At 57.0% G+C, this 13656-nt stretch carries 12 protein-coding genes and 4 pseudogenes; 7 read left to right on the top strand and 9 right to left on the bottom strand.

What is annotated here, in order from left to right; genetic code table 11:
* Positions 1-129: 129 nt before the first annotated feature.
* A complete protein-coding gene (locus ACB034_RS13085; RefSeq protein WP_371172995.1) occupies positions 130-1302 on the top strand; it encodes an MFS transporter in 1173 nt (390 codons plus the stop codon).
* A gap of 4 nt (positions 1303-1306) precedes the next feature.
* Here the strand turns inward: ACB034_RS13085 and ACB034_RS13080 are convergent, their stop codons facing one another.
* Positions 1307-2197 (bottom strand): LysR family transcriptional regulator, encoded by an 891-nt coding sequence (locus tag ACB034_RS13080; protein WP_026457839.1) that lies wholly within the window; start codon positions 2195-2197, stop codon positions 1307-1309.
* Between the two features lie 107 nt (positions 2198-2304).
* On the bottom strand, positions 2305-3060 hold the full coding sequence (locus ACB034_RS13075; RefSeq protein ID WP_124240363.1) for a YciK family oxidoreductase: 756 nt from the start codon (positions 3058-3060) through the stop codon (positions 2305-2307).
* 221 nt (positions 3061-3281) lie between these two features.
* Here ACB034_RS13075 and sohB point away from each other — a divergent pair, with 221 nt between their 5' ends.
* Both sohB and ACB034_RS13065 read left to right on the top strand, forming a co-directional pair.
* Positions 3282-4289 carry a protease SohB gene (sohB, locus tag ACB034_RS13070; protein ID WP_201976888.1) on the top strand — a complete coding sequence of 336 codons (1008 nt, stop codon included), beginning with the start codon at positions 3282-3284 and terminating at the stop codon, positions 4287-4289.
* Between the two features lie 192 nt (positions 4290-4481).
* Positions 4482-5705, top strand: a complete 1224-nt coding sequence (locus tag ACB034_RS13065) for an MFS transporter (RefSeq protein ID WP_371172994.1) — start codon at positions 4482-4484, stop codon at positions 5703-5705.
* Positions 5706-5709: 4 nt separating this feature from the next.
* On the opposite strand, the gene ACB034_RS13060 is transcribed toward ACB034_RS13065, so the two are convergent.
* Both ACB034_RS13060 and ACB034_RS13055 read right to left on the bottom strand, forming a co-directional pair.
* The gene (locus ACB034_RS13060; RefSeq protein ID WP_338611909.1) at positions 5710-6792 is read right to left on the bottom strand and encodes a protoglobin domain-containing protein; all 1083 of its coding nucleotides are present in this window, start codon (positions 6790-6792) and stop codon (positions 5710-5712) included.
* Positions 6793-6973: 181 nt separating this feature from the next.
* On the bottom strand, positions 6974-7327 hold the full coding sequence (locus tag ACB034_RS13055; protein WP_371172993.1) for a DsrE/DsrF/TusD sulfur relay family protein: 354 nt from the start codon (positions 7325-7327) through the stop codon (positions 6974-6976).
* 162 nt (positions 7328-7489) lie between these two features.
* Here ACB034_RS13055 and ACB034_RS13050 point away from each other — a divergent pair, with 162 nt between their 5' ends.
* Positions 7490-7885: a DUF1090 domain-containing protein gene (locus ACB034_RS13050; protein ID WP_371172992.1), complete on the top strand. Its 396-nt coding sequence runs from the start codon at positions 7490-7492 to the stop codon at positions 7883-7885.
* A 56-nt stretch (positions 7886-7941) separates the two neighbouring features.
* On the opposite strand, the pseudogene ACB034_RS13045 reads toward ACB034_RS13050, so the two are convergent.
* The 4 genes and pseudogenes from ACB034_RS13045 to ACB034_RS13030 form a co-directional block, all read right to left on the bottom strand.
* Positions 7942-8007, bottom strand: a pseudogene (locus tag ACB034_RS13045) (ferredoxin); the annotation flags it as partial.
* Positions 8008-8157: 150 nt separating this feature from the next.
* Positions 8158-8406, bottom strand: a complete 249-nt coding sequence (locus tag ACB034_RS13040; RefSeq protein WP_017787727.1) for a YfhL family 4Fe-4S dicluster ferredoxin — start codon at positions 8404-8406, stop codon at positions 8158-8160.
* Position 8407: 1 nt separating this feature from the next.
* Entirely contained in the window at positions 8408-9772 is a 1365-nt protein-coding gene (yegQ, locus tag ACB034_RS13035; protein WP_042024772.1) for a tRNA 5-hydroxyuridine modification protein YegQ, read from the bottom strand.
* A gap of 230 nt (positions 9773-10002) precedes the next feature.
* Positions 10003-10116: pseudogene (locus ACB034_RS13030) on the bottom strand (IS5/IS1182 family transposase); the annotation flags it as partial.
* A gap of 90 nt (positions 10117-10206) precedes the next feature.
* Between ACB034_RS13030 and ACB034_RS13025 the strand changes: the two are divergent.
* The 3 genes and pseudogenes from ACB034_RS13025 (at position 10207) to ACB034_RS13015 (ending at position 13285) form a co-directional block, all read left to right on the top strand.
* On the top strand, positions 10207-11232 hold the full coding sequence (locus ACB034_RS13025) for an IS630 family transposase (protein ID WP_371173074.1): 1026 nt from the start codon (positions 10207-10209) through the stop codon (positions 11230-11232).
* Positions 11233-11659: 427 nt separating this feature from the next.
* Positions 11660-12029, top strand: a pseudogene (locus tag ACB034_RS13020) (hypothetical protein); the annotation flags it as partial.
* A 257-nt stretch (positions 12030-12286) separates the two neighbouring features.
* The gene (locus ACB034_RS13015; RefSeq protein WP_371172991.1) at positions 12287-13285 is read left to right on the top strand and encodes a DUF2860 family protein; all 999 of its coding nucleotides are present in this window, start codon (positions 12287-12289) and stop codon (positions 13283-13285) included.
* Between the two features lie 53 nt (positions 13286-13338).
* Here the strand turns inward: ACB034_RS13015 and ACB034_RS13010 are convergent.
* Positions 13339-13562, bottom strand: a pseudogene (locus tag ACB034_RS13010) (transposase); the annotation flags it as partial.
* Between the last annotated feature and the right edge of the window lie 94 nt (positions 13563-13656).

The following is a 13656-nucleotide window of genomic DNA, read 5'->3' as shown; positions in this document are numbered from 1 at the left end:
TCGCAAGGCACAAGCGGCGGGAGGCAAGCCTTGAGCCGGTTGTTGATAATGGCATAAGATGACTGGCGTTATTTTGAACGGCGATAGTCGTGAATCCCTTCCTTACATTCTCCAGCCAGTGGTAATGCTATGAGCTTGTCGATAGCGGCGGTTAAGCGCCCGGATCCCGTTTCCCTCTCGTTTCTGGCCGTGACCTTCATGACCGGGGTCGCCGTCGCTCTGCAGGTGCCGACCCTGAGCCTGTTTCTGGCCGAAGAGGTGCAGGTGCGCCCGTTTCTGGTGGGGGCGTTCTACACCGTTAATGCGGTGATCGGCATCCTTATCAGCCAGTGGCTCGGCCATCGCTCCGACAACAGGGGGGATCGCAAGCAGCTGATCCTGCGCTGCTGCTTCGCCGGGGTGGCGCTCTCCTTGCTGTTTGCCTGGAACCGCAACTACTGGCTGCTGGTGAGCCTGGGGGTACTGCTCGCCAGTCTGGCCGCCACCGCCAGTCCCCAGTTGTTTGCCCTGGCGCGGGAGTATTCCGACAGCCGCAACAAGCGGGCCGACATGTTCAGCTCGGTGATGCGGGCCCAGTTTTCCCTGGCCTGGGTGATAGGGCCGCCCATCGCCTTTGCCCTGGCCATCGGCTATGGCTTTGAACTGATGTACCTCGCCTCCGCCCTGGCCTATCTGCTCTGTGCCCTGGTGGTGTGGCGATGGCTCCCCTCACTGCCCCTGCCTGCCGCGAGCAGTGACCAGGAGCGGGTGAGAAGCTGGCGGGATCCGGCGGTGCGCGCACTCTTCATCGCCTCCACCCTGATGTGGACCTGCAACAGCATGTACCTCATCAACATGCCGCTCTACATCACCCGGGAGCTGGGGCTGGACGAGAAGCTGGCCGGCATCCTGATGGGCACGGCGGCGGCGCTCGAAATTCCCTTCATGCTGCTGGCGGGTTACTACACGACGCGACTGGGCAAGCGTCCCATGATGCTGCTGGCGGTAATGGCTGGCGTCGCTTTTTACGGCGGACTGGTGACCCTGTCCGGTCAGTACGCCCTGATCGCGCTGCAGCTGTTCAACGCCATCTTCATCGGGATCGTCGCCGGGATCGGGATGTCCTACTTTCAGGATCTGATGCCGGGGCGGGCGGGGGTGGCGACCACCCTGTTTGCCAACAGCATACGGACCGGCTCCATCATGGCGGGGGCCATCGCCGGTACGGTGGCGGAGCTGTGGGGTTTTCACGCCGTCTTCATGGTGGCGCTGGGATTGGCGCTGACGGCGCTCGCCGCCTGCTGGCGGGTACCCGAGGTCTGAGGGTTCAGCCCTCTTGCCGGGCGTCGCTCTGGTATTCACTGCGCAGGCAGCGCAGCAGCAACTCGGTGGCGGGGCCCAGGGAGTCGGGAGAGAGGGTCAACAGATAGGTGTAGAGATGGCGCTCGCCGCCATTTTCCAGATCCAGCTGTACCAGGGATCCTTCGCTTAGTTCGCGTTCCACCAGATGGCGCGGCAGCCAGGCATAGCCCAATCCCTGGTGCAGCATGGCGATCACCTCGTGGTAGTGGGTCGCATTCCAGCCGGTATCGTCTGCATCGTTCCAGTCCACCGAGCGGTGAATGGGCGGATGCAGGCTGATCCGGTTATGACCGGTCAGGGCATCGTTGCCCAGTGGTTGTGGCAGCGTGGCCAGGGGGTGATGGGCGGCGCACAGAGGTAGCAGGCAGATCTCATCGAGCAGCAGACCGGTGCGATCGCCGGGCAGGTGCTCTGAAATCATCAGATCGCCGGGTTGCAACGCATTGAAGTGACAGTGAATACGCTCATGCAGGTTGACGCGGCAGCCGCGGCTGCGGGGGTAGAAGTGGGCCAGTGCCCGGTAGAGCCGCTCCCTTGGCTGCAGCGCCGAGACGTAGAGGTTGATCTGCGGCTCCCACTGGCGCTCCAGGTTATTGGCCAGGTTCTCCAGCTCCTCCACCTGCTGGCTCAGCTGGCGGGCACGCTTGAGGAAGATCTCCCCCGCCGCGGTCAGCACTGCCTTGCGCCCGCGCACCTCCAGCAAGGGCACCCCCAGACTCTGTTGCAGCTTGGCGACTGCATGGTTGAGGGAGGACTGGCTCTTGTTCAGGGCTTCTGCGGCCTGGGCGTAACCACCACAATCGACCACTGCCTGAAAGATCCGCCATTGCTCAAAGGTGCTTTTGGGACGAAACATAGTTCAACCTGGTTGGGATGGAGTTGCCGGGGAAATCACACAGGGGGCCGTGACCCCCTATGGAATTTAACCCCTACAACAAGTATGGCTCCGGATATTGTATTGATTTATTTGGGTTGGGCCACGAAGGTCTGGCCGGTTTGACCACGGCTGTCCGGCCCCATCAGGTAAAGATAGAGCGGCATCAGGTCGGCCGGGGTCTTGAGGGTCTGCGGATCTTCCGCCGGGAAGGCGCTGGCTCGCATCCTGGTGCGGGTGCCGCCCGGGTTGAGGCTGTTGACCCGCACCGTGGTGTTCTCCAGCTCGTCCGCCAGCACTTCCATCATGCCCTCGACGGCAAACTTGGAGATGGCGTAGGTGCCCCAGTAGGCTCGTCCCTTGCGCCCCACGCTGGAGGAGGTGTAGACGATGGAGGCATCGCCGTGCTCCTTGGCGGTCTGGCGAATGAGGGGCAGCAGCGCCTGGGTCAGCAGGAATTCGGATTTGACGTTGACCTGCATCACCTCGTCCCACTCCTTCTCCTGGATGTGTTCGAACGGTGACAGGGTTCCCAGCAGGCCGGCGTTGAACAACACGCCATCGAGGCGACCAAACTGCTGGGCAAAGGTCTCGGCCATGCCGCGATAGTGGGCGGCGGTGGCCCCTTTCAGATCCACCGGAACGATGGCGGGCAGGGGATAACCGGCGGCTTCAATCTGGTCATACACGGCCTCGAGCTTGGCGCTGGTGCGGCCGAGCAGGATCACGGTGGCGCCGTGAGCGGCGTAGGTGAGGGCCGCCTCGCGGCCGATCCCGTCTCCGGCACCGGTGACCAGAATGACCCTGTCCTTGAGCAGATCGCGGGGTGCCTGATAATCGAGCATGACAACTCCTGTTAACAAATTCTGGGCATAAGTGCATGGCAATCGGGGGCAAGTGTACTGATCCGGGCGCCTGTTTGGCCAGTCGATGACAAGAAAAATGTGAAGAAAATAGAGAGGTTGTGTTGGTCAAGTTGGTTTTTTGACGCGCTGGCCCAGAGTTTTTGCGCCGCTCCCGCAAACTCCCTAGAATGTGACAAAACCGATCCCTTCTGGAGTCCATAGTGACATTTTTGACCGAATACGGCCTGTTTCTGGCCAAGACAGTGACCTTCTTGCTGGCCATCGGTGCCATCATCCTGATGATCGTTGCCAGCCGTCAGCCCAAGGCGCGCAAAGGGGAGCTGGAGGTGACCGATCTCTCCGCCGAGCTCGAGCGGGGGCGTTTTCAGCTCAAGAGTGCCCTGGCTGGCAAGGCGGAGCGCAAGTTGCTGGAGAAGCAGCAGAAAGAGGAGCAGAAGCAGCGCGCCAAGGCTGGCGATGAGCGTAGCCGTCTGTTTGTGCTCGATTTCCATGGCAGCATGGATGCCAAGGAGGTCGCCTCCCTGCGTGAAGAGGTGAGCGCCGTGATTGGCGTGGCCCAGCCCGGTGACGAGGTGTTGCTGCGACTCGAATCCGGTGGCGGCGTGGTGCACGGGTATGGCCTTGCGGCCTCCCAGTTGCAGCGTCTGCGCGACAAGGGCATCAAGCTCACCGTGGCCATCGACAAGGTGGCAGCGAGTGGCGGCTACATGATGGCTTGCGTGGCGGATCAGATCCTGGCTGCTCCCTTTGCCATCGTCGGTTCCATCGGGGTGATCGCCCAGATGCCGAACTTCAACAAGCTGCTGAAAAAGCACGATATCGAATTCGAGATGCACACTGCGGGTCAATACAAGCGCACCATCACCATGTTTGGTGAGAATGACGATCTGGGGCGCGAGAAGTTTCGCGAGGAGCTGGCCGCCATCCACGAGCGCTTCAAGGCGTTTGTGGCCGAGCATAGACCCGCGCTCGAGATCGACAAGGTCACCACGGGCGAGCACTGGCTGGCGAGCCAGGCCAAGGGGCTGGGATTGGTGGATTCCCTCTGCACCAGCGATGACTATCTGCTGGCGCAGGCCGGTCACCACAAGGTGGTGGGCATTCGCTATCGCAAGCCCAAGAGCCTGACCCAGAAACTGGGTCAGCAAGGCGCGCAGGCGCTGGAAGCGGGCCTCGGCCGCCTCTGGCAGCAGAGTCCCTGGCGCTAGCTCGGGTGCTTTGCGTGTGCGTCTGAGGGGCGGACACGCGGGCCAACCAGCAGGCCAGTCGGAGAGATCCGGCTGGCCTCTCTTTTTATTGAGGGAAAGCTGGGAATGAAGTTGCCTCCATTGAATCCCCTTGCTACAACTGAACGCTTTCCTCTCTTCATCGTTGCCCCCGTGGGGCAGGGAGCATAGGCCATGCAATGGAGCCCCTTCAGGCAATTTTCCCCTCTGGTCTGGATCGTCATCTTGGGCACCTTCATGGTACGCACCAGCTACTACATGGTGTGGCCGTTTCTCTCCATCCTGTTCTATCGGGACTACGCGCTGTCGGCCACCCTGATAGGTTTGCTGCTGGGGGGCTCGATGGCGCTCTCCACCCTGGTCAGCTTCTACGGTGGCTGGCTCTCTGATCGCTTCGGGCGTCGCAGCATACTGCTGGCGGGTTGTCTGGTAGCGATGAGCTGCTTCGGGTTGCTCGGCTTCTCCCACGCCGTCTTCTGGCTCGGTGTCGGGGTGATGGGCAGTGGTCTGGCATCAGGGCTCATCGATGCCCCCGGCAAGGCGCTGATGGCCGACAGTCTGGCCTCGGCCAAGGCGCGGGAACTGGCGCTGCATCTGCGCTACTTCCTGCTCAACCTGGGGGCGGCACTGGGGCCGCTCCTGGGGGTGACTCTCGGCATCAACGCCCAGCAGGAGACCTTCGTGGTGCTGTCGCTCAGTTATCTGCTGCTGGGGCTGGCCTTTGTCTGGGGCTTTCGTCAGGTGGCCACCACCGGCAAACGTAGCACCGGTGGTCCGGGTCTGCGCGATGCCATCAGGGTCTTGTTGGCGGATCGGGCCTTTTTGCTGCTGGTGATGGCCAACCTCCTGATGGTGCTCGTCTACTCCCAGTTTCACTCGCCACTGGTGCAGTATCTCACCCGTGCCGGCATGCCCGAGGTGGCGGAGCTGGTGGCCCTGCTGGTGACCACCAATGCCTTGACCGTGGTGGTGCTGCAGTTCCCGCTGCTGCGGCTGCTCTCGCGCTGGCCAGTGCGGGTTCGGTTGCATATCGGCATGGCCCTGTTTCTTGCGGCCCAGCTGTTGTTTGCCATGGGGGATCCCCTGGTGCGCAGCCACTGGTTTGCGGCCGTGCTGCTGCTCAGTCTCGGTGAAACCATCCTGTTTCCGCTGCTCAACGTGCTGATCGATCAAATGGCGCCCGGCCACCTCAAGGGCAGCTACTTCGGGGCCAGTGCCCTGGCGGGGTTGGGCGGTGCGGCGGGGGCCTTGCTGGGGGGCTGGATCATCGAGCGGTGGAGCGGGCAATGGCTCTACCTGCTGATGACCCTGCTCTGTGTCGTGACCTTCATGCTCTATGAATGGGGAGCCAGGTTGCAGGGGCGCAGGCCGTCGTCCCCCGTGCTGGAGCAGGGCTAAGAGATCAGTGGGTGTTGCCCGGGGTGACCTCCTTGAGCGCCTTCTTGGCAGCATACATGCGTTCGTCGGCAAGGCGGATGAGGCTCAGGCCATCGTCGTAGCGCTCTGGGCCTGTTTGCACTATGCCGATGCTGAGGGTGATGTCTTCCAACTGTTCCTTGAGAGTCTTGGTGAGCCGTTTGAGGTAGATGTCGCGGGCCTGTGATTCGCTGCAGTTGGGCAGGATCAGGCAGAATTCGTCCCCGCCATAGCGAAAACAGCTGTCTTCGGTACGAGAGACCTTGCGAATGCAGTTGCCCACGACCCGCAGGATCTCGTCCCCCCGCTGGTGCCCCTCCGTGTCATTGATTTGCTTGAAGTTGTCTATGTCGAGATAGGCGATGGCCACGGGCTCGGCCCGGCGCTGGCAGGTGCGCAGGGTCAGTAGCAAACGCTCCTGCAGATGGCGCACATTGAGCAATCCGGTCAAGGCATCGGTGCGATTGAGCTCCTCCAGCTGCTGGGTACGCTCGCGCACCTTCTCCTCCAGCAGTCTGGCGTAGTTGTCCGATTTCTCCTTGGAGGATTCGATCTCCGATACCAGGCTGCGGATATAGGTCTCGAATACCAGGGTGATGTCGAACAGAAACAACTTGTCAAGAGCGGTCAGCATGGCGACGCGATCCGCCTCTTCGCTTATCTGGTCGAAGATGTCTTCAATGAGCAGCGCCTTGAGGGTGTTGATGGCGGCAAGGTAGAGCTTGGGTTCCACCCCGATCCGCTTGTGTACCAGTCCGATCCGCAGCCGGTTGTTGACGTACTCGAGATCGTAGAGGCCGCTGAACAGGTCGAGGATGTAGCGGCGCTGGGCCGTGCGCAGCCGAGTCAGGGTATCGGCGTCGCCGATCAGCAGGGCAATCTCGGTGATGGCGGTCTGTTGCTGGTAGAACTGATCCACCAGGGTATCGATACGGGGTTCTATATTGCCGTGATAGCTGCCGAGCAGGTTGGCATCCCGTTCGGTGAACAGCAACAGCGCTTTGCGATGGGCAATTTCGAATTCGGTGATGCGCATCTGTTCGAGCAGGGTCTGTTCGGTTGGATTCATTGTTGTCCTCTGTCCATGGCGACGCCGTCGTCCGGCGGGTAATGCGGTGCGGATAAAGCTGTGATGGCAACTGATATTGTAGTCAGTTGAATGAGAAGGGGCCTTAATGACCCCCAAACTATGAGGGTCATGGTATGGACTATGAGTCGATAGAGGATAAAAAGTAATTAAAAACAGAGCATTAGAAAGTAAGGACCTTATCAGCGGCGAGCGTCCACTGGGCCAGCATCGGCAGGGTGCCCACCTCGATCCCTTTGATGAGCGGCAGCGCCGTGATGCCGCGCGCATCTGTACAGGTCTTGCACAGCCGTATGGTCACCCCCTGGGCCAGCAGGATCTCCAGCATCTGGCGCAGATTGTACCCCTCGGCCGGGGTCTGACCCGCCAGGGCTGCGCTCACCGCATCCGACATCAGAAACAGTTTCAATGTGGCGCCACCCTGTTCATTCAGGGCGATGGCCAGTCGCAGGGCATTGAACAGGGATTCGCTGCCGTAAGGGGCACCGTTGGCGATCACGACAATATCTTGCTTCATAACAGACTCCAGCTTGCAAAAGCGACATTGTAGAACCAATGGGAGGGGGATGGCGTGACACAGTACAACTTCTGTCGCACCTGTTTCCCGTCGCCTTGACCCTGCGGCAGAACGACGCTTTTATTGGCAGCTCGAAAAGCAAACATAACCGGGTGGATCCTGATGTGGAAGATGATAGGTGCGAGCCTGCTGTTGCTGGCGGGCCAGGCCTATGGCAGCCAGGCTGTCGGCTGCAAGGCTCGTTTGCAGGCGGTTGATGAACAACTGGTTGAGGCCAGGGCCCAAAAAAATGGCGACAGAGTAGCTGGGCTGGAGCGGGCAAAACGCAATATTCAGGCCTACTGTAGCGACAAAGGGCTTTACCGGGAGCAGCAACAACGGGTGGCAAAGATGCAGCAAGAGGTGGATGCGCATCTGAGCGAACTGCAACAGGCGCGTGTTGCCGGCAGACCGGACAGGGTGGCCGACAAGCAGGGCAAGCTCGATGCTTCCCAGCTTCGTCTGCTGGAGGCCGAACGCGAGCTGCTGGCGCTGCAGCAGCTGATTGGAAAGTCCTGAGCAGTAGCCGAAAGACACAATGAACAAGGCCGGGATATCCCCGGCCTTGTTGCATTCTATTGCCTGTGCATCCGCACAAACTTTTCCATCAGCTGATCTTCGGTCTCCACATGAGCGGGGTCCCGGATGATGCGGTCCGTGAACTGCAGACGCCGATGAAGGCGCTACTGCTGGTGCATCCGCACAAACTTCTCCATCAGCTGATCTTCGGTCTCCACATGAGCGGGGTCCCAGATGATGCAGTCCGTGAACTGCAGACGCCGATGAAGGCGCTACTGCCGGTGCATCCGCACAAACTTTTCCATCAACTGATCTTCGGTCTCCACATGGGCGGGATCCCAGATGATGCAGTCGATAGGGCAGACGCTGATGCAGGTCGGCTTCTCGTAGTGGCCGACGCACTCGGTGCAGCGACTGGGGTCAATCTCGTAGATCTCCTCGCCCAGGCTAATGGCCTGGTTCGGACACTCGGGATCGCACATGTCACAGTTGATGCACTTGTCGGTGATGAGCAGGGACATCTCAGGCGGCCGAGTGGGGCTGACGGGTGTCCTCGCGCTCGCCGAGGTTGCGCAGCAGGATGCCGTAGTCAACGTCCACTTCCTTCGGTACCGGCACATAGACCACGTGGCCGTTACCCGGCGCTGTGTCGATGAGCTCGCCCTTGCGGTTCTGCATCTGCTCCAGATTGAAGCTGAGGTTGCCCTGCGGGGTCATCAGTTCCAGGCTGTTGCCCACCAGGAACTTGTTCTTCACCTCGACTTCCACCATGTCGCCGTTGCGACCGGTGATCTCGCCGACGAACTGCTGGGTATCGGAGACCGAGTAGCCGTAGTCGTAGTTCTGGTATTCGCTGTGGTTGTGACGGCGCAGGAAGCCCTCGGTGTAACCGCGGTGGGCCAGATTTTCCAGGGTGCCCATCAGGCTGCGGTCAAACGGCCGGCCGGCAACCGCATCGTCGATCGCCTTGCGATAGACCTGGGCGGTGCGCGCGCAGTAGTAGAAGGACTTGGTACGGCCTTCGATCTTCAGCGAATGGACGCCCATCCTGGTCAGCCGCTCCACGTGCTCGACGGCGCGCAGATCCTTGGAGTTCATGATGTAGGTGCCGTGCTCGTCCTCGAACGCGCTCATGTACTCGCCCGGACGGTTGGACTCTTCCAGCAGCACCAGCGCATCGGTCGGTTTGCCGGCACCCAGGGTCGGGTCCACTTTCTGCACGGCGATGGGCTCCTGGCGGTGGACAATCTGGCCCACCTCGTCCTCCTTGCCCTCATGCACCTTGTACTCCCAGCGGCAGGAGTTGGTGCAGGTGCCCTGGTTGGGGTCGCGCTTGTTGATGTAGCCGGAGAGCAGGCAGCGGCCGGAGTAGGCCATGCACAGCGCCCCATGGACGAACACTTCCAGCTCCATCTCAGGGACCTGCATGCGGATCTCCTCGATCTCGTCTAGCGACAGCTCGCGAGAGAGGATGGCACGGGTCAGGCCCATCTGATGCCAGAACTTCACCGTGGCCCAGTTGACCGCGTTGGCCTGCACCGAGAGGTGAATGGGCATGTCCGGGAAGGCTTCACGCATCATCATGATGAGACCGGGGTCTGACATGATCAGCGCATCCGGGTTCATCTCCACCACGGGGCGCATGTCGCGGATGAAGGTCTTGAGCTTGGAGTTGTGGGGCTGGATGTTGGCCACCACGTAGAACTGCTTGCCGAGGGCATGGGCTTCGTTGATGCCGAGCTGCAGGTTCTCGTGATCGAATTCGTTGTTGCGCACCCGCAGGCTGTAGCGGGGCTGGCCGGCATAGACGGCATCGGCGCCATAGGCATAGGCGTAACGCATGTTCTTGAGGGAACCTGCGGGGGAGAGCAATTCTGGTTTAAACATGTCGGACTCTTATGTCTGATTGCAAATCAGGACGGGGATACCTAATACCCCCTATAAAACAATGACTTATCACTCATTATTTAGAGTGTATAGCCGTGTGTAGTTAGGTTTTCCAAACTATAAATATTTTACCACCAAACCCAACAGTACACAGCTTTGCTGAGTTGATTTCGGTGCAACTGTAATAGCAGAGCGTTGGGTCGCAACACAACATGAGGTGTTTGGTTTACGTGAGTCTCGTTTGGGGGATTGTGGCGATTCACCCAGAAAGTGAGAGAGCCACGGTTGATCAGAGACCTGTTGTATTGAGGCCAATTGGTGATGTGGTGAAGCGCTTTACCCATGATGCAGACTTGAGGGGGATGGTGGTGATCAGATGACTGGGTTTTCAATTAGTTCCATTCAAGCTGCATCGATTTAGGAAACAACACCCTATCCTACTACCCCTACCACGACCACAACGGCGCCGCATTCACAAAATCATCGATGCCACGCGTGATAAAGGGCATGCTCGTCGCTTGATGGCCATCTTGCTGTTACATGAAGGCCGCACGATCACTGATGTTCATCACCTTGCCGGCGAGGCTCGCTCGACCATCGGCCGTTGGCTTCGGTGGTATCGAGATGCAGGTGTGGGTGCGTTAGAAGCCTTACCGGCTGGCCGTGCCCCGGTCTTACCTGTCGCCAAGATTGTCACCTTACTGATGCTGCTCATGCAGTTTTCTCCGCAAGATTTTGGTTATCAGCGCAGCCGCTGGTGTACCGAACTATTGGCTATCAAAATCAATCGGTTAACAGGCCTCAATATGGCCGCCTCCACGCTCCACCGATGGTTACCTCGTATGGACATTGTCTGGCGAAGGGCCGTGCCGACCTTGCGGATAAAAGACCCAACCTATCAGGAGGAAATGGCGGATATCGACGCTGCGCTGGCCCGCTGTGATGCCGATAATCCGGTGTTTTATGAGGATGAAGTCGATATAGACCTTAATCCCAAATTAGGGGCCGACTGGATGTTCAGAGCGCAGCAAAAGCGGGTTGTCACACCGGGACGGAACGCGAAACATTACCTGGCAGGCGTTCTCCATGCAGGCAACGGAAGAGTGCTTTACGTCAGTGGGATAAAGAAATACTCATCGCTGTTTATCGCCATGCTGGAAAAGCTGCGTCGCCACTACCGACGAGTCAAAACCATCACGCAGATCCTCGATAACGACATCATTCACAAAAGCAAACAGACCGAGCGATGGTTGAAGAAGAATCCCAAGTTCTGCTTGGTGTTCCAGCCAGTTTACAGTCCTTGGGTTAATCACATAGAACGGTTGTGGCACAAGTTAGATGAAACCGTCACGCGCAATCATCAATGCAGAGGAATGGCCAGCCTGCTGGCCCGAGTGAAACACTTCATGGATACCGTGTCTCCTTTCCCGGGGAATGGCTATGGCATAGCGAAGGTGTAGCACTATTGGGACCAGTTATTTAGCCCTCTCTGGCATCGTTGTGTTCGACGAGCATCGAGTGCCGCGTAAAGGGGGTAGCAATAATCGGTCCGTTGAACACGAGGTTATGCATTAAATGACACTATTTTTTGAATTCGATAGTTTATTTTACATGAAAGGTAAAGAGTACATTCTCAAGCCCTATTGCGGGCGTATGGGTGCCCACGTAGCACCATTTTTTGCCCGCCAAAAGGGAGTGGTAAACGCCCGCTACATGGATAAATCATTATTTTGCTGTTGCGCAAGGAGATTCGGTGCATTCGTCGATTTTTTAATCTTTGTGAGGGAACGGTAATCCTGACCCCTGCGATGTACTGGGCAAAAGAGAACACCGACAATGTGTGCTAGCCAGCACCGCCCGATGTACCACTCCTAATATCCGCCGCGGCCACCCTTACTCAATCGACTATGGCGCAAGCTGGGGCGTGTTTATGCAGATGGCGCCTATGACAGCAAAGCCAGCCATCAGCTGATAGTGCTCAAAGAGACGTCCGAGAAATGAGGCGGTGTTGGTGATGCGCAATGAAGGGCTGGCGCATTGGAAGAAGATATCGGGATATCACCGTCGCTCGGTCGCAGAGACGGCAATATATCGATTCAAGCAGTTGATGACGGGCCAAATCAGTCTGCGAACATACAACGGTAAGGCGGGGGCAGTGATGGTGTATGTGAGCGCAGAACAACCCTTAGGCTGCCTGTCAGGAAGCGCTAAGTGTAGCGGTTACTTGGGGCTGGGGAAGCTGCGTTCTTACAACTGACTTGAGGAACAACGCCTTTTCTAGGTATAAAATCAAATTTTTCATTACTTAAAAATTTGATTCAAATTAAAACGTGTCATTTTTTATGACATGAATGATAAATCGCCCACACTTATCAACACCGGTGAGTATCGTCTGTCATAAGAGAACAGTAATATAGGTTTAAATTTAATCATCAAGTATCTAGACGGTTGATTGTAGCCTATTCAAGTTGATAGCAACTATATATAAACGATAATATTGGGATATTTAAGTAAATGAAGAAACTATCAATTATTGCAGTGACAATGCTTGCAACAACCTCTGTTAATGCTGAGATCATCCAGATCCCAACTCAATCTGGTTTCTCTGGTTTTGTCATGGGGGGAGTTGGCACTCTTGAGTACAAATCGAATATGTACAAAGGCCCGAATGACGATAATGATAGTCATTCTGGATTGTTCAACTCACCAGAGAACTACTCTTCTGTGACACCTCTTTTAGGTGCAGATCTTCGTTATACATTTTCAGATACTCGAACTCAGCTGTTCTTCGGTAACCTGATCCAAGATGCTGTGCGTTTTGACTTCACTCAGCAATTAGGTGTACGTCAGCAGATAGGAGATAAAGGGATTGTGGCTCTGGGTTATGTTTTCCCAATGCTCGCAACAAAAACTTGGTCTGATCCATATGTGGCAGGAAGGCGCAATGAGGTAGATATGAAATCTAATGGTGCCCGTTTAGCATGGGACCAGATTTGGGGAACCAATTTTAACACTTCATATACAGTGCGTAAGTTCGATATTTCTGAAGAGCAGAGCGGCAAGAGTGTTTGGTATATCAACAACGCACAACGTGACATGTTAGATCGCAACGGCACCACAAGCGACATCGCCTTGTCCTATGACTGGAGTTTTAGCAAAGGACACGTACTGCGCCCAGAGTTGACATATAGCAAGGGTGACTTTGATGGCAGTGCTATGAGCTATGACAAGACCCAAATTCAGCTCTCCCATGGGTACAATAACAGTCAGTGGTCATTGGTTAGCAATATCTATCTTGGCAAGACAAGTTACGATGAAGCCAACCCTATTTTTGGTAACAAGGCTGATTCAGATGAATTTGGTATCAGCAGCACTTTCTTCTGGCATCACTTATTTAATGTGAAGGGGCTTAATGGATTAGTTAGCGCCTCTTATAGCAAAAGTGACTCTGATATCAACTTCTATGATACCTACGTAAGCAGCATTAATACCGGTTTGGTTTATAATTTCTAATTACAAGAGGTTCTGAAAGGGGCCTCTTCAATCAAGAAAATGTCAGCAGCACCCGCGTAATGGCCATTATCCAACGACACTTGTGCCGCCACGATGCCGGGTCTACCGCCAGATGCAACTTGCGCCAGAATCGCCGTTTCTCGGCGCTGTGCTTTCTGACTTTCCAGTTGCCTTCACCAAACACCTTCAGGCTGATTGAGTCGATAACTAGGTCGGTGATGTGCCCCTTGGAGGGCGGTCGATAGGCAACGTTCATAGTACGGGCGCGCTTGCTGACACTGTGTTCGACGAGCATCGAGTGCCGCGTAAAGGGGGTAGCAATAGTCGGTCCGTTGAGCACGAGGTTATGCATTAAATGACACTATTTTTTG

Origin of the sequence: Aeromonas sp. S18(2024), from assembly GCF_041402525.1 — a bacterium.
GTDB classification, from domain to species: Bacteria; Pseudomonadota; Gammaproteobacteria; order Enterobacterales; family Aeromonadaceae; genus Aeromonas; species Aeromonas enteropelogenes.
This window is presented reverse-complemented; position numbering and strand designations above follow the sequence as displayed.

Coding starts and splice junctions, on each gene's coding strand:
- ACB034_RS13085 (WP_371172995.1), top strand. CDS start 130: ATGAGCTTGTCGATAGCGGCGGTTAAGCGCCCGGATCCCGTTTCCCTC.
- ACB034_RS13080 (WP_026457839.1), bottom strand. CDS start 2,197: ATGTTTCGTCCCAAAAGCACCTTTGAGCAATGGCGGATCTTTCAGGCA.
- ACB034_RS13075 (WP_124240363.1), bottom strand. CDS start 3,060: ATGCTCGATTATCAGGCACCCCGCGATCTGCTCAAGGACAGGGTCATT.
- ACB034_RS13065 (WP_371172994.1), top strand. CDS start 4,482: ATGCAATGGAGCCCCTTCAGGCAATTTTCCCCTCTGGTCTGGATCGTC.
- ACB034_RS13060 (WP_338611909.1), bottom strand. CDS start 6,792: ATGAATCCAACCGAACAGACCCTGCTCGAACAGATGCGCATCACCGAA.
- ACB034_RS13055 (WP_371172993.1), bottom strand. CDS start 7,327: ATGAAGCAAGATATTGTCGTGATCGCCAACGGTGCCCCTTACGGCAGC.
- ACB034_RS13050 (WP_371172992.1), top strand. CDS start 7,490: ATGTGGAAGATGATAGGTGCGAGCCTGCTGTTGCTGGCGGGCCAGGCC.
- ACB034_RS13040 (WP_017787727.1), bottom strand. CDS start 8,406: ATGTCCCTGCTCATCACCGACAAGTGCATCAACTGTGACATGTGCGAT.
- yegQ (WP_042024772.1), bottom strand. CDS start 9,772: ATGTTTAAACCAGAATTGCTCTCCCCCGCAGGTTCCCTCAAGAACATG.
- ACB034_RS13015 (WP_371172991.1), top strand. CDS start 12,287: ATGAAGAAACTATCAATTATTGCAGTGACAATGCTTGCAACAACCTCT.